The following is a 23,095-nucleotide window of genomic DNA, read 5'->3' as shown; positions in this document are numbered from 1 at the left end:
ATGGCCGACGGCAACCGCCTTACCGGCGCGGCGGGCAAGAACCTGCCCGACCTGACGCAGCGCGCCACGTACGACATGCAGGGCCTCACAGCCTTGCGCGCCGCCGCGCACCAGCAGACGCCGCAGGCCACGCAACAGGCCGCCAAGCAGTTCGAGGCCGTCTTCACGCAGATGATGCTCAAGAGCATGCGCGAGGCCACCATGTCCGGCGGCCTGCTCGGCAGCGATCAGGAAAAGATGTTCAATGGCATGCTCGACGACCAGCTTGCCCAGCAGCTCACGTCGCACAAGGGCATCGGGTTGGCCGATCTGATGCTCAAGCAACTCGCCACGACTGGCACGACGCTGCCGCCTGCGGCGGTGGGGCGTCAGCAGTCGCTTCAGGGGCGTGCCTACAACTCGGCCGATGCCATCGGCGTGGCCGACGGCGCACCGGCGGCCGCGGGCGAGTTCGTCGACCGCATGGCCACGGCCGCACAGAACGCCAGTGCGCAGAGCGGTATCCCGGCGCGCTTCATGCTGAGTCAGGCGGCGCTCGAGTCCGGCTGGGGCAAGCGGGAGATCCGTCGCAGCGACGGCAGCACGAGTTTTAACGTGTTCGGCATCAAGGCGGGCAAGAACTGGACGGGGCCGACCGTCGAGGTCGCCACGACCGAATACGTGAACGGCCAGCCGCGCAAGGTGATGGCGAAGTTCCGCGCCTATCGCTCGTACGACGAGGCGTTCAACGACTACGCGAATCTGATCTCGAACAACCCGCGCTACGCGTCGGTCGTAGCGAGCGCCAACGACGCGGCGAGTTTTGCCACCAATCTCCAGCGCGCGGGCTACGCGACCGATCCGCAGTACGCCAGCAAGCTCATGAAGATCATGAAGCACTTCGCCTGAGCACCGGGCGGCAGGAGCGGCCGGTCGTTGGCTGGCCGTGAGTACGGAAACGGGACGAAATCATCTGGCTCGGTGGCCTCAATATTGCCGCCGGGCTGCCGTAAACACATCGGTAACGGTGCGCAAGCGGGCCTTGGGCCGCAGGGCGCGCCTCCAATTCAAGCCGCGAGATCATGAGCCTAATCAATATTGGCATGAGTGGGCTGAACGCCTCCCAGTTCGCCCTGAACACCACCGGCAACAACATCTCCAATTCGGGGACGACCGGTTACAACCGCCAGATCGTCAACTACGCGCAGCAGAACAGCCAGTTCACCGGCATGGGCTACCTCGGCCAGGGCGTGCTCGTGACCGACGTGTCGCGTGTGTACGATCAATTTCTGTCGAATCAGGTCAATCAGGCGCAGACCCAGTACAGCCAGCTCAACACCTACTACCAGCAGATCTCGCAGATCAACAACGCGCTGGGCAGCTCGACGACCGGCCTGTCGGCCTCGATGTCCACGTTCTTCACGAACCTGCAGACGATCGTGACGGCGCCGAACAACTCGGCCACCCGGGCGACGGTGATCTCGTCGGCGCAAACGCTCACGAGCATGTTTCAGTCGCTCTCGGGCACGTTGTCCTCGCTGCGCGCCAGCGTCAACGGCACGCTCACCCAGTCGACGGAACAGATCAACACCTACGCCAAGCAGATCGCCTCGCTCAACGATGCGATTGCGCAGGCGCAGGCCAACGGCATCAACGCGACGCCGAACGACCTGCTCGACCAGCGCGACCTGGCCGTGGCGAACCTGAACGCGATCGTGCAGACGAACGTCGTCAAGGACAGTAGCGGCGCGTACAACGTTTTCATCGGCAATGGCCAGTCGCTGGTGACGGGCAACTCCGCCTACCAGCTCACCACGGTGCCTACGACGAGCGATCCGTCGCAAGTGACCATCGCGTATGTGAGCCCCAACGGGACGAAGATCCCGATTCCGGAATCGTCGATCACCGGCGGCTCGCTGGCCGGCCTGTTGTCGTTCCGTAGCGGCGCGCTCACGCAGGCCCAGAACTCGCTTGGCCAGATCGCCTTGTCGCTGGCCGGCACGTTCAACGCGCAAAACCAGCTCGGTCTGGACCTTTACGGCAAGATGGGCGGCAACTTCTTCACGGTGCCCAACCCGACGGTCATTGCCAGCACGGGCAACTCGAACGCCGCCACCCTCAACGCCACGATCACCGATGCTTCCAAGGTAACGACGAGCGACTACACCGTGGGCTTCGACGGCACGACCTATACGCTGACGCGCCAGTCCGACGGCGCGAAGTGGACCGCCGGTGCGCCGGCACTGCCGTCCACGCCACTGAACTTCGTGGACGGCGGCGGCGTAGCCTTCGGCGATGGCTTTTCGGTCACGACGGGCAGCATGGTGGCGGGCGACAGCTTCACGATCCAGCCCACGCGCAACGCGGCACAGAACATCGGCGTGGCGATCACCGATCCGGGCAAGATTGCGCTGGCCGCACCGATCATCGCCTCGACGGCCAGCGGCAACGGTGGCTCGCTGAAGGTGGACCAGGGCAGCGTGGACGCGACCTATCTGTCGAACGTGCTTGCGGCGCCGGTGACCTTCACGTTCAGCAAGGACCCCGCGACCGGCGCGCTGACGCTGGTTGCGCCGTCAGCCATGACCGTCACGGTGGGCGGTGTGACGACCCCCTACGCGGCCGGCGCCACCGTCCCGTACAACGCCGCCACGGGTGCCAAGATCGCCATGAACGGCATGACGGTCAATCTCAGCGGCACGCCGAGCGACGGCGACAAGTTCACCATCGCTCCGAACAACTCGGGGGCCGTGACCGACAACCGCAACGGCCTGGCGCTCTCGGCCTTGCAGAACGACAAGACGAAGGTAGGCGGCGCGCAAAGCTACGCGACGGCCTACGCCAATCTGGTCTCGTTCGTGGGTTCGACCACGAATACCTACAAGTCCACCAGCGCCGCGCAAGCCACTTTGCTGCAACAGGCGCAGACGGCGCAGCAGTCTAATTCGGGCGTGAACCTCGACGAAGAGGCGGCCAATCTGATCAAGTATCAGCAGCTTTATCAGGCCAACTCGAAGGTGATTCAGACGGCGTCAACGCTGTTCGACACCATCCTTCAGATCGTCCACTAAGCGCAGGGGCAAGATGATGCGTATCAGCACCAACATGATTTACGATCAGGGGCTGCGCTCGATGAGCCAGAACACCTCTGATCTGCTCAACACGCAAGCCCAGCTCTCGTCCGGCAAGCGCGTGACGACGCCGAGCGACGACCCGATCGCTGCCGCCCAGGCGGTCGCCGTGTCGCAAGACAACAGCATGAACACTCAGTACGGCGCGAACCGTGCTGCGGCGACGACCCAGCTTCAACTCGAAGATTCGACCTTCGGCAGCATCATCAACTCGCTGCAGCACGTGATGTCTCAGGTCGCGGCGGCGGGCAACGCCACGCTCAACGACACCGACCGTGCGACCATTGCGACCGATCTGCAATCGAGCTTCCAGCAATTGCTCTCGCTCGCGAACACGACCGATGCCAACGGGCAATATCTGTTCTCGGGCTACATGGGCAATTCGGCCGCCTACGTGGCGTCGCCCACCGGAGCATCGTATGGGGGCGACATGGGCGTGCGCTACGTGCAGGTGAGTCCGAACCGTCAGATCGCGATCAACGATCCCGGCTCGACCATCTTCGAAGGCATTCAGGCGAGTACCGCCAGTACGTTGATCAGCGGCACCGCGGCCAATCAGGGCACCGCGACATATTCCACCGTCTCGACGACCGACGTGACCAACGCGGGCGCGAACCATCAGTACCAGATCAGCTTCGCGATCGACAACACCACTACGCCGCCCACGACCAACTACACGGTCAAGGACCAGACGGACGCGACGGTGCCCGATGTGACCGGGGCATACACCGCCGGCCAGCCGATCAAGTTCGGCGGCAAGTCGGTGACCTTCTCGGGGGCGCCGGCCACCGGCGACACCTACACCGTACAGCCGGCGAACAAGGCCAGCACGAACCTGTTTGACAATCTGCAGGCCCTGATCAGCACGCTCAAGACACCGACCAACGGCACCAACGGCACGGGTCAGGCAAACCTGAGCAACGCGTTGACGACGTTCGGTCAGCAGTTCAGCAACACCTACGATAACGTCACGACCATTCGCACCACCACGGGCTCCCGAATGAACGAACTGACATCGCTCAACAACATCGGCGACAGCAACTCGCTGAACTACCAGTCGCAGTTGGGCGATCTGCTCGACGTGGACTGGAACTCGGCGGCGACCAAGTTTCAACAGTTGCAGACCGCATTGCAGGCGTCGCAACAGAGTTTCCTGCAAACGCAGAAGCTCTCGCTGTTCGCGCTGCTCTGAGGCACGGTGCGCGGGTACGCCCGCGCGAGAAGCCAGGAAAGACTGCGGGCCACGCGGCATGACGCCGGGTGGCCCGCAGTCGTTTCGGGACGTGCACCATGCCGCGAGCGCCGGTCTCAGGCCTTGGGCACGAAGGCGGCCGTGGCGCGGATCATCATGTCGATGCCGGTTGCGATGAAGTGATCCATGACCGGTGCGAGGCGCGGCATCATCAGTTCTAGCACCACGAGGCCGACGCCCAGCGTGAGCGGAAAGCCCACGGCGAAGATGTTGAGCTGCGGGGCGGCGCGGTTCAGGATGCCCAGCGCAAGGTTACAGATCAGCAACGCCGCGACGAGTGGCAACGACAGCATGAGCGCGAGCGTGAAGAGCTGGCCGCCGAGCATGGCGAGGTAATGCCAGCCGGCCACGGAGATCGGTGCACTCGACACCGGCAGCACGGTGAAGCTCTGTACCAGCGTGGCGAACATCACCAGATGGCCGTTGGTGGAGAGGAACAAGAGCATGGCCACGAGATTGAGCAGCATGCCGAGCACGGCCGTGCTGCCGTCGCTGTTCGGCGTGAGCAGCGTGGCAAACGACAGACCCATCTGCAACCCGACGAAGTCGCCCGCCATGCTGATGGCCGAGAACACGATCTGCATGCACCAGCCCAGCGCCGCGCCGATCATCACCTGTTGCACGAGAATCCACAGACCTTCCCACGAGAACGGCGAGACGGCAGGCATGGGGCCGAGTACCGGAGCGAGCGCCAGCGCGACGATGCCCGCCAGGCCGATCTTGACCGTGCCGGGCACGGAGGCATCGCCGAACAGGGGCGCGCTCATGGACAGCGCGAGCAGGCGCACGAACGGAAACAGGAACGTCGCGATGACGCCCAGGAGCTGTTCGTAAGTGAAGCTGATCAAAGCCGGCGCGGCTTACCCGACGAGGCCGGGAATACCGGTGAGCAACTGGCGCATGTAGTCGACCATCAGGTTAAGCATCCACGGACCCGCGATCACGAGCGTGACGAATACCGCGAGCAGCTTGGGGATGAACGACAGCGTCATTTCGTTGATCTGCGTGGCGGCCTGAAACAGGCTGACGAGCAGACCGGAGACGAGGGCGACGAGCAGCAGCGGTGCGGCGAGCAACAGTGTGACCTGCATGGCCTGATGGGCCAGCGCCATGACGGTTTCCGGAGTCATTTCGCGTTCCTCGTCGCTACATGGTGAAGCTCTGGGCCAGCGAGCCCAGCAGCAATTGCCAGCCGTCGACCACCACGAACAGCATCAGCTTGAACGGCAGCGACACGGTCGAGGGTGAGACCATCATCATCCCCATCGACATCAGCACGCTCGCGACCACCAGATCGATAATCAGGAACGGGATGAAGATCGTGAAGCCGATCTGGAATGCCGTCTTCAGCTCGCTCGTGGCGAAGGCAGGCACGAGAATGCGCATCGGCACGTCTTCCGGGCCGTTCATCGGCGGTGTCTTGGCCAGCTTGGCGAAGAGCGCCAGATCGGCTTCGCGGGTCTGCTTGAGCATGAACGCGTGGAATGGCTTGGCCCCGGTGTCGATGGCTTGTTCGAAGCTGATCTTGTTGGCGGAAAACGGCTGATAGGCGTTGGTGTACGCCTGGTCGAAGACCGGCGACATGACGAAGAACGTCAGGAACAGGGCAAGCCCGATCAGGATCTGGTTCGGCGGCGAGGTCTGCACGCCAATGGCATGGCGTAGCAGCGAGAGCACGATGATGATGCGCGTGAAGGCCGTCATCATCAGCAGCATCGCGGGCAGGAAGCCCAGCGATGTGAGCAGCAGCATCGTCTGCACGGACAGCGAATAGGTCTGTCCGCCGCCGGGAGCCGGTGTCGTGGTCAGCGCGGGCAGCGTGGCCTGCGCGAGTGCCGTGCCCGGCAAGGTGAGGCAGGCGAGCACCAGCCCGAACATCAGTCCCTGCGCCAGACCCAGCGTCGGACCCACCGGGCCCCGAGACGTTCCGGCGCACAGCAAGCCACGCAACATCAGGAATCCTTTTTCATCGATTCGCGCAATTTTTGCGCAAAAGCCTGCGCCGCGCGGCTGGCTTGCGCGCCCGGTTGGGCAACGGTAGGCGCGGCAGGCATGTCGGCGACGCGATCGGCGTCGATCACATGCAGGCTGCGAACCTGACCGGGGGCGACACCCAGCACGATCCAGTCGCCGGCGACTTCCACGACCACCACACGTTCACGCTGACCGACGGCGGCGCTACCGACGATGCGCACATTGCCGCCCCCCAGCGGGCGTTGCAGGCCGAAGCGCTTCGCGAGCCACGCGAGCCCGAACAGCAGGGCCAGCACGAGCACGAGGCCCAGCCCCGTCTGCACGATGCCAGCACCGCCCAGACTCGGCACGGCCGCCGCCTGCGAGGCAGGGCTCTGGGCGTGCGCGCTGGAGATCGTCAGGAAGGCGAGGCCGAGAAGGCCGCCGACGCTGCGGCGGCGAGCCAGAGCGCCGAAGGCTCGCGCCGTCGCCTGCGCGGCGTGCGCCACGCGGGAGGGGCGGGAGGCGGTGCAGGTGGTGCGAGAGGTCGTGGCGCTTGCCACGGCACGCCGCACGGGCTTGCCGTGGACTTTTCTTGCCATCATCGATTGAGCTTACGGATGCGTTCGGATGGCGTGATGATATCAGTCAGGCGGATGCCGAACTTGTCGTTCACGACCACCACTTCGCCTTGGGCGATGAGGCAGCCATTGACCAGCACGTCCATCGGCTCGCCGGCCATGCCGTCGAGTTCCACGACGGAACCTTGCGCCAGTTGCAGCAGGTTCTTGATGGCGATCTTCGTGCGGCCCAGTTCTACGGTCATTTGCACCGGGATGTCGAGAATCAGGTCGATGTCGTTGTGCGTGGCCGTCGGGGGATTCCCCGCGGTGGCGGCAAGCGGCTGAAACACAGGGGCGGCGGCCGGTTGCGGCGCGCTAGCGGGCTCCGGCTCGGCAGACGTCTGCTCCGCCATGGCGCTGGCCCACTCGTCCGCCATGGCCTGGGCGTCCTCACCAGGCGTTTGAGGGGTATCGCTCATCACTCGTTGTCCTTCGTGTAATCGCTGTGCGAATGGTTGATCATCTGGTTCACGCGCAGCGCGTATTGACCATTGAAGACGCCGTAATTGCATTCCATCACGGGCACGCCGTCGACCTTGGCCTCCAGCACCTCGGGCACGTCGAGCGGAATCACGTCGCCTACGCGCATGTTGAGCAACTGCGAGAGCGTCATGTCGATCTGGGCGAGGTTGGTCACGATTTCGACATCGGCCGCCTGCACCTGTTGCGAGAGCAGACGCACCCAGCGCTTGTCGACCTCGAGCGTTTCGCCTTGCAACGGACTCGAGAGCTGATCGCGCATCGGCTCGATCATCGAGTACGGCATGCAGATGTGAAATTCGCCGCCGACCGAACCGAACTCGATATCGAATGTGGTCGTGACCACCACCTCGTTGGGCGTGGCGACGTTGGCGAACTGCGTATGCATTTCGGCACGCACATATTCGAATTCGACCGGATATACCGGCTTCCACGACGCACCGTAGTTCTCGAACACCAGATCGAGCAGGCGCCCGATGATGCGTTGCTCGGTCTGCGTGAAATCGCGCCCTTCAACGCGGGTGTGGAACCGGCCGTCGCCGCCGAACAGGTTATCCACCACCAGAAACACGAGGTTCGGATCGAACACGAACAGCGCCGTGCCGCGCAGTGGCTTGATGTGAACCAGATTGAGGTTGGTCGGGACGGGCAGGTTGCGAATGAACTCGCTGTACTTCTGAACACGCACCGGACTGACCGAAATTTCGGCGCTGCGGCGCATGAAGTTGAACAGCGCAATGCGGAACAGTCGCGAGAAGCGGTCGTTGATGATCTCGAGCGTGGGCATGCGCCCGCGCACGATACGCTCTTGCGTCGCGATGTTGTATGGCCTGATGCCGGAATAGACTTCCGACTCGGACCGGTCATCCTGCTCGCCGGTGACACCCTTCAGAAGGGCATCGACTTCTTCCTGCGACAGGAACTCCTCATGCGCCATGAATCACTCACTGAATTACAAACGCGGTGAACAGCACTTCGCCCACGGCCTGCTGCGGCATGTTGGCCGCAAACGGCTGCGCGACCAGCGTGCGAATCTCGCTCGCCAGACGGCGCTTGCCGTCGATCGTGGCCAGATCCTGAGGCTGCTTGGACGACAACAACAGCAACACGCGGCTGCGCACTTCGGGCATGTGCTGCGTGATGCGAGCTTGCGTTTCGGCGTCCGCCACCTTGAGCGAGAGGCCGATATGCAGGTATCGCTCGCCGTCTTCGCCCGACAGGTTCACCGTGAACGGGTCCATGCCAACGAAGACGGGCGGCGGCGGGGGCGGCGGTGCTTTTGCCGCTTCGCTACGTCCGGTGAGCAAATACACAGCCGTTGCCGCCCCTGCGGCAGCCATAAGCGCTACCGCAACGATCAACAGAATCCATTTGCGCACGCCACCTCCGGAGGGGGCCGCGGCTTGCGTCGGTGCGGGATTTGCCATGTATTCGCCTGCTATTGGGTAATGATTGTCGGCTAACCCGCCAAGGGGTGATCGGCCGAAAAGAAGGGACAATCGCGTCTAACTCGCGTCTTTGTCTTAACGGCAGAAAAACCCGCTTGCTTTAGGGTAGTGCGGTGCCCGGTTGCGCTGGTTTGCGCGCGGCTTCACCGCCATCCAAGTGTTGCTGTCCGGTTCGGGAGATCAGGCAAACGTGTCGACGAGGCCGTTGCTCGCCCGCACCGGCACGCTCACGGTCGTGGCGAGCGCCGCGTCGTCGGCCTGACCGAAGCCCGGCGTGCCGCGTCCGTTGCCATTGCCTTGTCCGTTACCGCTGCCATTCCCGTTTGCGCCTTGCTGTGCGAACGCCTGCTGCTGCGAGTTATCGCTGCTGACGGTCGCGTTGCCCAGCGCGATGCCATTGTTCGCGAGGCTTTCACGCAGTTGCGGCAGGGCGGCCTGCACGGCGTCGCGCACCGCCGCGTGCTGCGAGACGAACATCGCTTGCGCAGAGTCGTTCGCCACGTTCAACACGACATGCAGCGGGCCGAGATCGGGCGGGTTCAGGCTCAGTTGCGCAGTCTGTGCATGCGCGGACGACAGCCACACCACTTGCTGCGAAAGCTGGTTGTTCCAGTCCTGCGTGCCGACGCGGGCGTTCAGTGCGAGCGCTGCCGGCAGATTGGCCTGCACCTGCAATTGCGGCTGGGCGTCGACGGCCGGCGTGGCCGTCTGCATGACTTGGGCAGCCGCCTGCGTGGCGGCGGTGGTGGCTTGTGCGGCGGCGTCGCGATTGCCCTGGGCCAATGCCATTGCGTCGGCCATGCGCTGCGCGGCTTGGGCGTCTGCACCCGCCGGGGGCACGGCTGCCTTGGCGTCGGTGGCCGCCGATTGTGCGGCGGCGGTTGCCGGGGCGGTCGTGGCGTTCTTGGCCAGCGCGTCGAGCGAGATCCCGCCGGTCTTGCCGGCGTTCGACGTTGCCGGCGTGACCGTGCCGTTGGCCGGTGCGCTCGCGGTGGCGGTCGTGGGCGCGGTCTTCGCGTCGGCTGCGGTAGCGCCGGCCGGCGGCTGGCCCGTCAGTTGGGCAGCACCGGCGGCTTGCAATGCACCGTTCACGGCGGCGGCGATGGCCGTGCCGGTGCCGGGCTTGCCGTCCGTTGCGCTGGTGTCGGTCGGGCTTGCCGGCACCGGTGCTTGCGGCTGGAGCGGCGCGTTGTTCATGGCGGCCAGCGCCACGGCAAGGGCGGCCGCCGGATCGCCGGGCGCTGCGCTGGCGTGCACCTCGTCGTCGGCGCCATTGCTCTTATCGCTCTTGTCGCCCTTGTCGTTAGCGGCGGCCGTCGTTTTCGAGGGGCTTTTCGAAGCGTTCGTCTGCCCCGCCTGGCCTGTCTGGCCGGCCGATGCACTGTTGTTCGCGGCGTTGTCGGCCGCCTTCGTGCTGCCGTTGTTGCCCGGCGCGTTGCCGGACGTATTGCTCTGGCTCGCCTGCGGCGTGCCGTTGTTTGCGCTGCCGGCGGGCTGGGCGTTCTGGCGGGTCTGCTGCGAGAGCACGGCGGAGAAGGGCAGCACACCGCTGTCGTCGGTGTTCGACGAACCGGCGCGGTTGGCCTTCAAGGCTTGTTGGGCGGCAGCCGCGGAATCGGTGAGGAAGCTCAGAATCGACATGTCGGTTTCCTTTTCCTTCAAATCGGGGATTCGGCACGGCGGCGCAGGCTGCGCGCGGCGTACTCGTCGTTTTCCTTCTGCTCGCGACGCGCGACCCGCACGGCCGTGCGGGCGGCTTCGCGCGAGGCGAGCGTGCCGAAGGAGTTCAGGCGGCGCTGCTGCGCCTGCCATTCGCGGCGCGCGGCCGCGAGACGCTCCTCCGCCTGTTCGAGCAGCATGGCTTGCTGGCCGATGGCGGTGTCGAGCGTATCGATGAATTGCTGGAAGTTGCGCCAGTCGCAGCCCGCCATGCCCTGAATCGTCGCCGTCTGCATTCGCGTGCGGTACTCGTGACGATACTCGCGCAGCGAGTCGAGCTGACGCTCGACTTCGGCGCGTTGCCTCTGGCGTTCGCCGAGCAGCCGTGCGGCCTCGTCCACGTCCTTTTGGGCGAGTTCGATGAGCAACTTGAGGGGCAGGGTGGAGTTCATGGCCGCCTCCGCTTAATGGAACAGACCTTGCAACTGGTGCACGGCTTCCGGGTAACTGGCCCGCTCACGCATTCCCTGTTGCAGGAAGCTCTCGAGACGGGGGTATAGCTCGATCGCCTGATCGAGCATCGGGTCGCTGCCCGGCGCGTACGCGCCCACATTGATGAGGTCGCGATTGCGCTGGTAGCGCGAGAGCATTTGTTTGAAGCGCCTGACCTTGTCGAACTGGCTGTCGTCGATGAGGGCGGCCATCGCACGGCTGATCGATTGTTCGATGTCGATGGCCGGGTAATGTCCCGACTCCGCCAGTTGGCGCGAGAGCACGATGTGGCCGTCGAGAATGGCGCGGGCCGAGTCGGCAATTGGGTCCTGCTGATCGTCGCCTTCGGTGAGCACGGTATAGAACGCCGTGATCGAGCCGCCGCCGTCGGGGCCGTTACCGGCGCGCTCGACCAGCGCCGGCAGCTTCGCAAACACCGAAGGCGGATAACCTTTCGTGGCCGGTGGCTCACCGATGGCCAGCGCGATTTCGCGTTGTGCCATGGCGTAACGGGTGAGCGAGTCCATGATGAGCAGTACATCTTTGCCCTGATCGCGGAAGTACTCGGCCAGCGTGGTGGCGTACGCCGCGCCTTGCAGACGCAGCAGCGGCGAGACGTCGGCGGGCGCCGCCACGACAACGGAGCGCGCCAGACCGTCCGGTCCGAGAATGTTCTCGATGAAGTCTTTCACTTCGCGGCCACGCTCGCCGATCAGACCGACGACGATGACTTCGGCCTGCGTAAAGCGAGCCATCATGCCGAGCAGTACGCTCTTGCCGACGCCCGAGCCGGCAAAGAGGCCCATGCGCTGGCCGCGTCCGACGGTGAGCAGCGAGTTGATCGCGCGCACGCCAACGTCGAGCACCGATTCGATGGGCGCGCGGCCCAGCGGGTTGATCGGCGCCGACGCGAGCGAGGCGCTATCGGTCAGGCCGAGCGGGCCAAAGTCGTCGAGCGGGCGGCCGGCGGCATCGACCACGCGGCCGAGCAGCGCTTCACCGACCGGTAGACGTTTGCCGTTGTGGCGCTGATTCGCAAGCGGACCGTCGGCGGCCGGCTCCATCGGGAACACGCGTGCGCCGGGGAGCAAGCCGGCGACTTCCGTCTGCGGCATGAGGAACAGGCGATCGCCGCCGAAACCGACGACCTCCGCTTCGGCTGTGGCCGGCTCGCGCGAGGGGTCGTGCACAGGCAGTTCGATCAGGCAGCCCGCCCCGACCGGCAGGCGCAGACCGACGGCTTCGAGTACGAGACCCGCAGCACGGGTGAGGCGGCCGCATCGGCGGGTCGGCTCGACGGCGTGCACGTGGGCGATGCGTTCGCGCAGCGTGTTCTGCCAGCGGCGCAAATGCGCGTCGCGTGCGATCTCGCGAGCGTCCAGGACATGCACGGCCGCCTTTGGCGCGGAGGAGGCCGCAACGGTGCCTCTGGCGGTGTCGATAGTGCCGGATTCGGCGGTCGCGCCTAGCTCGGCCTGAGGTGGTTCGGGCGCTTCGTCGTGATCGTCGGGTTGCAGCGCACCGGCCTGCACGGTGTGTTGGGTCGTGTCGATCTCATCCCACAGGCGCACCGAAGGCGTCGTGCCGTCGTTCGCCGGGGAGGGCGAGTGCGATGCGTCCGACGTTGCTTCGTCATGCGTGTTCTCGGTGCCTGGCAGCACCGGCGCATGGGCGGCGAGCGGGGTGAGTTCGGCGTTCACCATGGCAGATCCTTGCCCAGCGCGGCCATCACGCGTTGCCAGCGGGTGGCGACGGTGGCGTCGACTTCGCCGCTCGCGGCCTCGGCCTTGCAGCCGCCGCGTTCGATGGTGGAGTCGGCGCGCACCGACCAGCCGGCGGCGCGCAGTTCCGCACCCACGTGGGCTTCGACCAGTGCGACGTCTTCCGGGTTGAGGAGCAGACGCGGCGAACCGGTGAGCGGATCGTTGGAAAGCAGCTCGCGCACGATGGGCAGCAGCGTTTCCGGATGGATGGTGAGTGTCTGACGCAGGGCCTGACGTGCGATGTCGAGCGCCAGCCCGAGCAGCGGCTCGGACACTTCGCGGTCGATGGCGTTCACGGCAGTGCCGAAGCCGTGCGCGATATCGGCGAGTTGCGCGGCGCGCGCGTCGACTTCGTGCTGGCCCGCTGCCTGTCCGGCGGCGTAGCCCTCGGCCTGACCGGCGGCATACCCTTGCGCGTGGCCTTCGGCACGCGCGGCTTCGCGCCAGGCGGCAATCTGTTCCACTAGCGCGGGATCTTCGAGCGGGCTGGGCGCCTTCGGTTGCGGCGGTGGCGGGGGCGGCGGCGGGTCGAACGACGCCATCTCCCAGCGTTGCCAGGCAGAGAGGCGTTCTTTCGGAATGATGGTCGACATACGCGCGGGCCCCGTCCGGTTACACGTAAGCGTCGTCGCCGCGGCCGCCGATCATGATGGCGCCCTGATCGGCCAGGCGCCGCACCACTTGCAGCACCTTCTTCTGTTCGGCCTCGACTTCCGAGACACGCACCGGACCGCGCGATTCCAGGTCTTCGCGCAGTAGTTCGGCCGCACGCGCCGACATGTTCTTGAAGAACTTCTCGCGCAGTTCGACCGGTGCGCCCTTGAGCGCGATGATGAGCGACTCGGACTCGATTTCCTTGAGCAGCACCTGAATGCTGCGGTCTTCCACATCGAGCAGGTTCTCGAACACGAACATCTCTTCGACGATCTTCGCCGCGAGGTCCGAGTCGTAATTGCGCACGGCTTCGATGACCGACTCTTCGTGCACACCGCCCAGATAGTTGAGGATTTCCGCCGCCGTGCGCACGCCGCCCATCGGGCTGCGCTTGATGTTCTCGCTGCCCGAGAGCAGCTTGGTGAGCACGTCGTTGAGTTCGCGCAACGCCGCCGGCTGAATGCCGTCGAGCGTGGCAATACGCAACACGACATCGTTACGCAGACGTTCGGTGAAGAGCGCCAGCACTTCCGACGCCTGATCGCGGTCGAGGTGAACGAGGATCGTGGCGATGATCTGCGGATGCTCATGGCGGATCAGCTCGGCCACCGCCGTGGAATCCATCCACTTCAGGCCTTCGATACCGCTGGTGTCGCCACCTTGCAGAATGCGCTCGATCAGGCCCGCCGCCTTGTCGTTGCCCAGCGCCTTGTTGAGCACCGAGCGGATGTACTCGGACGAGTCGAGCGAGAGCGCGGAGTGCTGTTCGGCTTCGAGCACGAAATCCTGCAGCACGTCGGCGATCTGGTCGCGCGTGACTTGCCGCAGCGAGGCCATGGCCGCGCCGAGCTTTTGCACCTCACGCGGCGCGAGGTACTTGAAGACCTCCGCCGCTTCGTCTTCGCCCAGCGACATCAGGAGGATGGCGCTGCGTTGGAGTCCCTCAGCCGCGCTCATCGCCACCACCCACCCATGATTTGACTACCGTTGCCACGATCTTCGGATCCTGTCGCGCGACCTGACGCGCGTACTGCAAGTTGCGCTCGTAGGCGCTGAGTTCGCCCTGTTTACCGGGCTCGCCGTCGGCGCCCTCGCCCTCGGCACCTTCGGCACCCGCGGCGCCGCCTGCCGCACCGGCGAGCGTGGGCTCGGCCGGTGGCGGCGGGGTCAGGTGCTTGCGGATGGCCGGACGTATCACGCCGAACCAGAGATAGATGCCGATCAGCCCGATCAGCGCCCACTTGCCGACTTGCTTGGCCAGTTCGATGTTCTGACGCTGCCGCCACCACGGCAGGTTGGCTTCCGGGTCTGCCTCGACCGTGAACGGGCTGTTGACGATGTTGAGCGTGTCGCCGCGCTGGCCCGAGAAGCCAATGGCTTCCTTCGCCAGATTCTGGATCTGGTCGAGCTGTGCCTGCGTGAGCGCCACCATGGCCGCCTTACCCTTCGCGTCGGTGCCGGGGCGATAGTTCACGACGATGGCCGCCGACAGGCGCTTCAGCCCGCCCGTGGCCTGCTGCACATGACGAATCGTGCGGTCGACCTCGTAGTTGAACGTGGCGTCCTTACGATCGCTGCGAGGGCCCTGCGGGGCGCTGGCGGCACTTGCCGGATTGGCGGCGGTCTGTTGCGCAAACTGCGGCTGTTGCTGGGTGATCGGCGCCGTGGCCTGGCCCGGCGGCTGGTTCGACAGCGCACCCGGCACACCGCCCGGCGGCGTGATGCCGATCTGAGAGGCTTCGCTGTTTTGCTGACTGCGCACAGCCTGCTCGCCCGAGTTCGGCTTGTAGTTCTCGGAGGTTTGCTCGACTTGATTGAAGTCGATGTCCGCCGTCACCTGTGCGTGCACGTTGCCCGGGCCGACGATCGGGTTCAGGATCGCCTCGACGCGGCGGGCGTACGATTGCTCGAGTTCGCGAACGTATTTGAGCTGGCTGGCGTCCAGGCCCAGTGCGTTACCGCTTTGCGCAGAGAGCAGGTTGCCGTTCTGGTCGAGCACCGTCACGTTCTTGACCGGCAGTTCCGGCACGCTTGAGGCGACCATGTGAACGATGGCGCTGACCTGGGCGTCGTCCAGCACGCGGCCTGGATACAGCGTAACGAGCACCGAAGCGCTCGGCTTTTGCTGCTCGCGCACGAAGACCGATGGTTTGGGGATGGCCAGATGCACGCGTGCGGCCTGCACGGCCGACAACGATTCGACCGAACGGGCGAGTTCGCCTTCGAGCGCACGCTGGTAATTGACCTGTTCGGCGAACTGGCTGATACCGAACTTCTGGTTGTCCATCAGTTCGAAACCGACCAGACCGCCCTTGGGCAGGCCTTGCGAGGCCAGACGCAGCCGTACGTCGTGCACCTGTTCGGTGGGCACCAAAATGGCGCCGCCGCCTTCGGCGAACTTGTACGGCACGTTCATCTGTTGCAGCGAGGTGATGATGGCCCCGCCGTCGCGATCGCTCAGGTTGCTGTAAAGCACCTTGTAGTCAGGGGCACGGCTCCACAGGAATACCGCAATCAGCAAGGCGATAAGCGCCGCGCCGCCGATGAGCAACGGCAGGCGCTCGCGCGAGCGCAACTGCGCCAGCAGGGGCGGCTTGGCGGCAACGTCCGCCGTCTGGGTGGCGGCGTTCATGCGCGGCTCCACGCCAGTGGCGTTGATACGACGTTCATCGCGGTGGAAGTGCTCACTAACATGCGACAGAATTCTCCGGGTACGCGTGGCATCGCGTTCACGTTCCAAGGGCGCTAAGGATTGGAAAGGTCCGGTTCCCGGTGCGCACGATGCCGATGGTCCTGATTATTCGTTGGCGAATATGGAATCGTTCCGTGGATTAGGCGGGTGTTTTGCCGCTAATTAAGGTATTGGCGGCTTGCCATAGGGTGGTAATCTCCGACGTGACTGATAAAAGGCAAACTGGTCGAAGCAGCGCGATCTCGCGCGCAGCCGGCGCTCATTGAGGACAAGCAACATGGCCATTCCGGGGATCGAATCGGTATTGCAGAAGCTGGGCGGCGTGGCGTCGCAGGCGGCGGGCTCGATCATGGGTACGTCCAACGCCGGCGCGGGTGCCGCTTCGGCGACAGGCGGGTTCGCGTCTGAGCTGGAAGCGTCGCTCAAGCGCGTGTCGTCGGCGCAGAACGGCGCCGAGTCCCAGGCGCGCGCTTTCGAAATGGGCGAGCCGGGCGTGGCGCTCAATGACGTCATGGTCGATCTTCAAAAAGCCAACATCGGCTTTCAGATGAGCCTGCAAGTTCGCAACAAGCTCGTTTCTGCTTACACAACCGTGATGAATATGCAGGTGTGAGGTCGTTCGACCGGCTGCCGCTTTACGCGGTAGCGGGTCGGGTCGGTCCCGATACCTGAAGAAGCCCCGTCCAGTGACGGGGCTTTTTTGTTGTCACCGGACAGAAAGGACGGTCGTCCCGTCGAGCGGTGAATGCGCCGGCTTTTCCGTCACGCCGCATCGGCGTGCATCGGCACCTCCGGCATGGCACGTTTCAGAAACTCATGAAAGCGCGGCACGGTGAAGGCGGCGTCGCCAAGCAAGGTGTTGTACAGCATGCCTTTGGTGATGAGGTCGCCGTGGATGGATTCGAGCGCTTCGAGGGGTTCGCCGAACTCGGCCGCCACCGTCTGCGGATCGTGAGGCCCTTCACCCAATTCCGCCATGACGCGGAGATACCGCCGCTCCAGGAGGGTCAACCGATGGAGGCGGAAGCGGTAAAAGTGCCTGTCTAACGCGTCGACCGCAGAACTTGATACCCGTCTGACGTGCTCGGAAGTGATCGGACTTTCACTTGCCGCTCGCCACGCAAGTTTCCCCCATTGCTGAAGGAAATACGGGTAGGCACCGGTTTGTTCGACGATCTCGTCCAATGCGTCCGAGGCGATTGTTACGCCCGCCCCCTTTGCCGGGGAGGCGATCGCGCTGCGTGCGTCGGCGTCCGAGAGCGGACCGATATCGTGGATCTCGAACATCCGCTCGGCGTAGGACTTGGCGTCGCCGATCTTCTTGATCAAAGGCGGCAATCCCGCGCCGATGAGGATCACAGGCAGCCGATATTGCGTACATCGATGAAGCGCGTAAAGCAATGACGACAACTGCCGTTGCGGCATGCCCTGAAGTTCATCGATGAAAATGGCGAGTACCGTTTGCGCTGCCTGCGCCGCGCGTCCGGATTCCACAAGCAACGCGCAGAGGTCCAGCTCGAGATCGCCGCAATCCGCCAGACCGGGCTCGGGTGGGTAGTCCAGACCGACTTCGATATCGCCGTACGTGACCTTCAGGCCGCCGACAAATCCTGCAAGTGCTCGCAAGCCGCGAACGACAGCGTCCTTTGCCGATTGCGTTCGGCTCATGCGCAAGAGCGCGACGCGCAGCGAGAGTGCGAGCGACGCAGGTAACGATTTCACCTCTGGCGCTTCGAGATGCACGGTGATCGCACCCTGCTGCTCGGCATCGAAAAGCAGACGCTCAAGCAACACCGTCTTGCCAACACCGCGCAGGCCGATCAGCAACTGACCGTTGGAATGACGTCCAATACGAAGACGCTCGACGCAAATACGAACATCTTCACGGATTGCGTCACGTCCTGACAAGATTGGCGGTGCTGCGCCAGCGCCGGGATTAAAGGGGCTAAGGATGCCGTCCATATTGATAAGGGAGAGAAAACGATTTCGGAAAAAGGCTCGTGCGCGGCAGCGACACCGTGCCACGCATGGGGAAATGCTAGTGAGATCCGTTGATTCGAGCCGACGCGGACACGTCGATGCACATCAAGGGCGACGTGTGAGCCTTTGCTGGCAGGGGTTTGGCGCGATCAAGCCGTCAACGGCGTTGACCGGAAATCGGAAACGTCACGCCGTACGCGAGTTGATCAATCGCAGTGCGACCTAGCGCCTGCGTTGTCAGGCGGACGGTTCGCTGGAGGCGGGCGGAACGGCAGCGCCGGGGCTTGCCTGACCCTCGGGGGGAACGATGCCCGGCGGCAGCGCCGGCGGTTTTCCACCTCGGCCCGCTTCGAGCTTGTAGAGCCATGCCAGCAACTCCGCGACCGCTTGATAGAGCTGTGCGGGAATGCGTTGATCGAGGTCGACCTGCGTGAGCAGGCTCACCAGCTCAGGCGACTCGTGGACATACAGGCCGTGCTCACGTGCCGTGCGCACGATGGTCTCGGCGAGCAGGCCGTAGCCCTTCGCCACCACGCGCGGCGCCGTGTCTTTCGCGCCGTAGGCCAGCGCGACTGCGGCCCGGCGTTCCGGTGGCAACGTCATGCTTCACCTCCCGGCGGTGAACTCTCTCCAGATGACGGGGCAGACGAGGCCGGCGCGCCAGCCGTTCCGCCCGCCACGGCCGCTGCCGCGGCGATGCTCACCGGCGGCGCATCGATACCCGCCGATTCCGCATCGCGCTCGCCGCTCATCGCACCGAACGACAATTGGCTCGCGACGAGACCGACCGCAGCCAGTCGTTGACGCAGCTCCTCGCCTTCGTGCGACAGTAAATCCGCCGATGCCGCGGAGTCCGTCAGCAGACGCGCCTGTAATTGTTGTCCCGACAAGCCGAGATTGACGTCGACCGTGCCCAGCGACGGCAGCGTCAAACGCAGATGCGTATGCCATGTGGATGCGGCCGAGACCTCACCCGGTGCAGGCTGCCCGGCGCGCTCTTCGACCTGCCATTCCATCGGGGCGCCCGGCCATGCCGCGCCATTCCACTGAAACTGCGGATTGACCAGCATGTCGAGCTGCTGGCGCACCAGCGCCACACTCTCAGCGGGGGCATTCGCAACGGCGGCGATAGCGCCGGCCGGGCCGTGCGGTGTGGCACTGGGGGTGTTGTCGTCGGCAGACGCAGCGAGCAGCGCATCGCTCTCGCGCCCGCTCGGCAGCACGCTGCTCGTGGTGTGCGCCACGCTCGCGGCATGCGCCAGCGCGTTCGCGGTATTGGGCAAATTGGCGGCGGCGTGCAGACCGCCATCGGCCGCATTGCCAGTGGTGGTCTGGCCGGGAAGTCCTGTCTGCGCGGCAGCGGGGCTCGCTGTCGGCGACGCGGAAGGACCCGGCACCGGCCACGCAGCCGTCAGTGCAGCCTCTGCCGCTGCGGGGCCCAATAAGCGCGTTAACGGACCGGGGCCCGGCAGCGTGGCGTCGGCACCCGCCGCGCGCAACTGCGCGGCCAGATTGGCCGATGCCGGCCAGCGCAATTGAGGTTCAGCCTGCAACTGCTCGAACGAGCGGCTGCCGGACGCCCATTGCGCCAGATGCGATTCGTAGAAAAGTCCGCTTGTCGACAGCGCATCCTTTAGCGCGGCGGCCAGAAGCGGTGCGAGGGCCGGGGCGCCGGTGCCGGGAGCGGCGGGCCACACCGGGGCACTCGCCTGCACGGGGCCGGGCGAATCCGGCGCGAGCCGCAGGATCGTATCGATGGTGCGTGCAGCGGCGGAAAGCGTTGCCTGCTGCACGGGGGTAGGCAGTCGCTGGGCGCTCTGCGCAGGCGTATTGCCGAGAGCGATGGCGGTGGGGGAGGTGCGTGTGGCGAGGTCGCCGAGGGCGGACGTCGCGTCGCCCGTCGGTTGCGTGCCGGCGACGGCACTGGGGGCGCTGGAAGATGACACTCCCGGCCCAAGACCGAGCAGTGAATCGAGTCGCCGTGCGAGCGTTGTGGCCAGCACCGAGTCCAAACCGGCCATGCCTTACTCCGAAAAGCGGACGCCTCAGGTGCCTAGGTTCAGGCCATAGACTTCGTGCAGGGCACGTTGACGGCGCGTGTTGTTGATCATTGCGTCGAGATGCGCCAGATGCGGCACCGCGAGGTCGCGAATCGCCGCATCGTCGGCCAGAATGCGCCGGATGATGGCGTGCTTGCGCGTACGCTCATCGTCGGTGAGCGGCAGGGCCGCGTCAAGTTGCTTGATCGCATCGACCTGGGTACGGTACTGCGTTTCGAGGTCGATGAGTGCGTCCCAATCGCCGTCGCGCGCCACACCGAGCATGCGCTCCGTGAGACCCGCGATAGTCTCGTAGCAGTTCAGCAAGGTCGTTACTTCATTCATAACGCACCCCGGTGCCCGCCTGTGCGGCGGGGGCACCCGTGCCGGCTGCCGGGGCGATCTCTCGCCAGGCCGATGCAATCGTGTCGAGCAGGGTGTCGACTTCTCGTACTTTGGCGACGTCGTTCTCGAGATTGGCCTCGAGCAGGCGGCGCCCCATATAGTCGTACAGATCGCCCAGATTACGGGACAGTTCTCCGCCCACATCCATGTTCAGGCCGTCGCGCAGTCCGCCGATGATGCCGATGGCCTTCGAGAGCGCCTGTCCGCGCTCCGCGATGCGGCCATCTTCAAAATGGACGCGGGCCTTCGTCAGGGCTGCCTTGGCGCCGTCGAACAGCATCGTGATGAGCTGATGCGGGCTCGCGGCGATGACACCCGTTTCGAGCCCGACCTTGCGATAGGCGTTGGCGGCGTTTTGACCGTACATGAGCGATCTCCGGGAGCCGGGCCTACTTCGACGACGAAGACGACGAAGACGAACCGCCCAGCACCTGCTTGAGGTAGTCGCTGGTGCTCGACAGCTTCGACATGGTCGCGTCGAGCGCGGTGAACTGCGCCAGATAGCGGTTCTGCATCTGCGTCATCTGGTCCTGCCAGTCGCTTTCCTGCTGCTGCACTTGCTTGATGCTGGCGTTCAGGTTCGACTGGGCCGTGCTGATGGCCCCCTTGGCGCTCAGGAAATTGGTGACCTGGTTCGACAGCAGCGACGCATAGCCTTGCGAAAACTTGATGGTGCCGCGATTGCCGAGGTTGGTGCCGGTGACCTGGATCTTGAGGCCATCGGTCGGAGAACCCGCCGCGCCGGTCAGATACTGACCGCTGCCCGTGGCGATCACACCGCCGATCGAGCCGCCGACGTCCACGCCATCGGTGCTGGGCGAAACGCCGGTGCCGAACAGCGCGGTCATGGCGTTGCCCGACGTGACGCGCACGTTTGAGGCGGAGCCATAACGGTTCGATGTGATCGACAACACCCCGGCGGTCTGCTTGACGGTCACCGTCGAGCCGTTTGCCGCGAACTGCGAGTTCCCGTTGATCGCGGCCTGCAAGGCGGCGGCCATCTTGTCGGGCGTGTAAATGCCGTTCGGGATGGTGATGGAGGTGCTCTTGCCGTCGACTTGCACCGTCAACGTATTGTTTGTGCCGTCGATGACCGTGTTCGCGGCAAGCGTGGCGTTCGACGTGAGCGTGCCCTGGGTCGCAAGGCGGGTGATGACCACGTCGTACTGGCCAGGTTGCGTATTGCTGGTCGAATTCTGGTAGCTGATCAGGCTGTCGGTGGACGTGCCGTTGGTGGCCAGCAAAGAGGCGAGCTGGGCGAAGCCGCCCGAGGTGATGGCCTTTTGCAGCTTGGTCGTATCGACCGCGAGTTGGCCCGAGGTATCCGTGGCGCTGCCGGTGCCGTCGCCAGCCTGGAACGTCACACCGATATCGGCAAGCGAAGTCAGCACCGACCCCGAGACCCCCGGCAACTTGCCGTTCAGGATCTGCTGGATCTGCGTGGTGATCATCTGCGTGGTCGTGTCGCCGATCAGCGGGCCGTTGTTGTTCGAGGTGCTGCCCGGCGTGGCGCTCGCCTTGTCGAAATAGGTCAGCTTGCCGATGGCCGAATGCAGCGTGTTGTAGGCGCTGACGAAATCGTTGACGGCCTTGGTGACACCGTCGCTGTTATTGCTCACGCTGACGGTGGTCGTGCCGGTCTTGAGCAGGCTCATCGACAGACCCTGCACCGCGCTCTTCACCGTGTTGGTCGGGCTCGACACGGCCAGGCCGTTGATGGTCAGGTTGGCGTTCTGGCCCGCCGCCGTCTGCGTCAGGTTCTGGGTGCCGGCGGGATCGTATGCCAGCATGTTCGTGAGCGTGGCGTCACCCCCCGCGGCCACGTCGACCTTCATGCTCATGGTCTGACCCGTTTGCGTCGAGGTCAGGACCAGGCGGTTCGGCGTGGCGCTGCCGTCATTGACGATCGTGGCCGTCACACCGCCGTTGGCGGCGTTAATGGCGTCGCGAATGCCTTGAAGCGAGTTGTTCGTGTTCGTGATCGTGACGCTGAACGGCGCTTGCTGCGCGTTCGGCGAGAAGCTGGCGCCGGTGTACGTGCCGTTGGCAAGCGTGCCGCCCGAAATCGTGCCGAAGCTGAACGTCAGCTTGGTCGACGTGCCGCTGCCGATCGAGGCGGCGGGGTCCGACACGCCGTTCGTCGACAGGCTCTGCGCCTGCGCCAACTGCGTCGTGTTGATGGTATAGCTGCCGGCTTTCGCCGTGGTGTCTGCCGACGTGGTCAGCAATGTCGCATCGCCCGCCGTGGCGGTCATCTGAAGGAACGACGATGCCGACGACAGGTTCGAGAGCGAGGACTGGAACGAACTCAGCGCCGATTGCAGGCTGCCGAGTGCCGAGACCTTGGTCTGATAGCTGGCCTCTTGCGACTTGAGCAAGTTGAGCTTTTTCGTCGCCGGCTGCATCAGACTGGTGACGAGATCGTTCACGTTCAGCCCCGAGCCGATGCCCGGTGACGAAATTGAGCCCGTAGTACTGCTGCCTGTGGTCGCCATAAATTGCTCGCTCTCTAAAATTAGTTGCTCAACTCGCAAAACGCCGGCGC

General features: G+C 64.8%; 23 protein-coding genes. 4 read left to right on the top strand and 19 right to left on the bottom strand.

Annotated elements, in window-relative coordinates; all coding sequences use genetic code 11:
• The 3 genes from flgJ to flgL all read left to right on the top strand — a co-directional run bounded on the left by flgJ (position 1) and on the right by flgL (position 4,302).
• Positions 1–888, top strand: a complete 888-nt coding sequence (gene flgJ / locus PHO31112_RS12380; RefSeq protein WP_150620780.1) for a flagellar assembly peptidoglycan hydrolase FlgJ — start codon at positions 1–3, stop codon at positions 886–888.
• Positions 889–1,061: 173 nt separating this feature from the next.
• Entirely contained in the window at positions 1,062–3,050 is a 1,989-nt protein-coding gene (gene flgK, locus PHO31112_RS12375) for a flagellar hook-associated protein FlgK (RefSeq protein WP_150620779.1), read from the top strand.
• A gap of 13 nt (positions 3,051–3,063) precedes the next feature.
• Positions 3,064–4,302 carry a flagellar hook-associated protein FlgL gene (gene flgL, locus PHO31112_RS12370; RefSeq protein ID WP_150620778.1) on the top strand — a complete coding sequence of 413 codons (1,239 nt, stop codon included), beginning with the start codon at positions 3,064–3,066 and terminating at the stop codon, positions 4,300–4,302.
• Between the two features lie 116 nt (positions 4,303–4,418).
• Here the strand turns inward: flgL and fliR are convergent, their stop codons facing one another.
• From fliR to fliF, 13 genes are all read right to left on the bottom strand, one after another.
• Positions 4,419–5,210 (bottom strand): flagellar biosynthetic protein FliR, encoded by a 792-nt coding sequence (gene fliR, locus PHO31112_RS12365; protein WP_150620777.1) that lies wholly within the window; start codon positions 5,208–5,210, stop codon positions 4,419–4,421.
• 12 nt (positions 5,211–5,222) lie between these two features.
• Entirely contained in the window at positions 5,223–5,492 is a 270-nt protein-coding gene (gene fliQ, locus PHO31112_RS12360) for a flagellar biosynthesis protein FliQ (protein WP_010807718.1), read from the bottom strand.
• Between the two features lie 16 nt (positions 5,493–5,508).
• Positions 5,509–6,240: a flagellar type III secretion system pore protein FliP gene (gene fliP, locus PHO31112_RS12355; RefSeq protein WP_150620881.1), complete on the bottom strand. Its 732-nt coding sequence runs from the start codon at positions 6,238–6,240 to the stop codon at positions 5,509–5,511.
• Between the two features lie 74 nt (positions 6,241–6,314).
• On the bottom strand, positions 6,315–6,920 hold the full coding sequence (gene fliO, locus PHO31112_RS12350; RefSeq protein ID WP_246178110.1) for a flagellar biosynthetic protein FliO: 606 nt from the start codon (positions 6,918–6,920) through the stop codon (positions 6,315–6,317).
• Positions 6,917–7,357, bottom strand: a complete 441-nt coding sequence (fliN, locus tag PHO31112_RS12345) for a flagellar motor switch protein FliN (RefSeq protein WP_150620776.1) — start codon at positions 7,355–7,357, stop codon at positions 6,917–6,919. Before fliN ends, fliO begins: the two co-directional genes overlap by 4 nt.
• Positions 7,357–8,355 carry a flagellar motor switch protein FliM gene (fliM, locus tag PHO31112_RS12340; RefSeq protein WP_150620775.1) on the bottom strand — a complete coding sequence of 333 codons (999 nt, stop codon included), beginning with the start codon at positions 8,353–8,355 and terminating at the stop codon, positions 7,357–7,359. The genes fliN and fliM overlap by 1 nt, the downstream gene beginning before the upstream one ends.
• 7 nt (positions 8,356–8,362) lie before the next feature.
• Entirely contained in the window at positions 8,363–8,845 is a 483-nt protein-coding gene (fliL, locus tag PHO31112_RS12335; protein ID WP_150560214.1) for a flagellar basal body-associated protein FliL, read from the bottom strand.
• A gap of 201 nt (positions 8,846–9,046) precedes the next feature.
• A complete protein-coding gene (locus PHO31112_RS12330; RefSeq protein ID WP_150620774.1) occupies positions 9,047–10,507 on the bottom strand; it encodes a flagellar hook-length control protein FliK in 1,461 nt (486 codons plus the stop codon).
• 17 nt (positions 10,508–10,524) lie between these two features.
• Complete coding sequence (gene fliJ, locus PHO31112_RS12325) at positions 10,525–10,977, bottom strand: flagellar export protein FliJ (RefSeq protein ID WP_150620773.1); 453 nt, start codon at positions 10,975–10,977, stop codon at positions 10,525–10,527.
• A gap of 12 nt (positions 10,978–10,989) precedes the next feature.
• Positions 10,990–12,720, bottom strand: a complete 1,731-nt coding sequence (fliI, locus tag PHO31112_RS12320; protein WP_246178107.1) for a flagellar protein export ATPase FliI — start codon at positions 12,718–12,720, stop codon at positions 10,990–10,992.
• Entirely contained in the window at positions 12,714–13,373 is a 660-nt protein-coding gene (gene fliH / locus PHO31112_RS12315; protein ID WP_150620772.1) for a flagellar assembly protein FliH, read from the bottom strand. Before fliH ends, fliI begins: the two co-directional genes overlap by 7 nt.
• Before the next feature lie 19 nt (positions 13,374–13,392).
• Entirely contained in the window at positions 13,393–14,391 is a 999-nt protein-coding gene (gene fliG / locus PHO31112_RS12310; protein WP_039366481.1) for a flagellar motor switch protein FliG, read from the bottom strand.
• Positions 14,378–16,066, bottom strand: a complete 1,689-nt coding sequence (fliF, locus tag PHO31112_RS12305) for a flagellar basal-body MS-ring/collar protein FliF (protein ID WP_150620771.1) — start codon at positions 16,064–16,066, stop codon at positions 14,378–14,380. Before fliF ends, fliG begins: the two co-directional genes overlap by 14 nt.
• Before the next feature lie 337 nt (positions 16,067–16,403).
• Between fliF and fliE the strand changes: the two genes are divergently transcribed.
• Positions 16,404–16,739: a flagellar hook-basal body complex protein FliE gene (fliE, locus tag PHO31112_RS12300; RefSeq protein ID WP_039366487.1), complete on the top strand. Its 336-nt coding sequence runs from the start codon at positions 16,404–16,406 to the stop codon at positions 16,737–16,739.
• Positions 16,740–16,888: 149 nt separating this feature from the next.
• Here the strand turns inward: fliE and PHO31112_RS12295 are convergent, their stop codons facing one another.
• The 6 genes from PHO31112_RS12295 to fliD all read right to left on the bottom strand — a co-directional run bounded on the left by PHO31112_RS12295 (position 16,889) and on the right by fliD (position 23,045).
• Positions 16,889–18,034, bottom strand: coding sequence for an ATP-binding protein (locus PHO31112_RS12295; RefSeq protein ID WP_246178105.1), 1,146 nt, complete (start codon positions 18,032–18,034; stop codon positions 16,889–16,891).
• A gap of 309 nt (positions 18,035–18,343) precedes the next feature.
• A complete protein-coding gene (locus PHO31112_RS12290) occupies positions 18,344–18,709 on the bottom strand; it encodes an EscU/YscU/HrcU family type III secretion system export apparatus switch protein (RefSeq protein ID WP_150620769.1) in 366 nt (121 codons plus the stop codon).
• Positions 18,706–20,127, bottom strand: a complete 1,422-nt coding sequence (fliK, locus tag PHO31112_RS12285) for a flagellar hook-length control protein FliK (protein WP_150620768.1) — start codon at positions 20,125–20,127, stop codon at positions 18,706–18,708. The genes PHO31112_RS12290 and fliK overlap by 4 nt, the downstream gene beginning before the upstream one ends.
• A 24-nt stretch (positions 20,128–20,151) precedes the next feature.
• A complete protein-coding gene (locus PHO31112_RS12280) occupies positions 20,152–20,490 on the bottom strand; it encodes a flagellar protein FliT (RefSeq protein ID WP_150620767.1) in 339 nt (112 codons plus the stop codon).
• Positions 20,483–20,917, bottom strand: coding sequence for a flagellar export chaperone FliS (fliS, locus tag PHO31112_RS12275; RefSeq protein ID WP_010807702.1), 435 nt, complete (start codon positions 20,915–20,917; stop codon positions 20,483–20,485). The genes PHO31112_RS12280 and fliS overlap by 8 nt, the downstream gene beginning before the upstream one ends.
• Positions 20,918–20,939: 22 nt before the next feature.
• Positions 20,940–23,045, bottom strand: coding sequence for a flagellar filament capping protein FliD (fliD, locus tag PHO31112_RS12270; protein WP_150620766.1), 2,106 nt, complete (start codon positions 23,043–23,045; stop codon positions 20,940–20,942).
• Positions 23,046–23,095: the final 50 nt, after the last annotated feature.

This window comes from Pandoraea horticolens, assembly GCF_902459555.1.
GTDB classification, from domain to species: Bacteria; Pseudomonadota; Gammaproteobacteria; order Burkholderiales; family Burkholderiaceae; genus Pandoraea; species Pandoraea horticolens.
The sequence above is the reverse complement of the archived record's forward strand: the minus strand, read 5'-3'. Positions and strand labels throughout refer to the sequence as shown.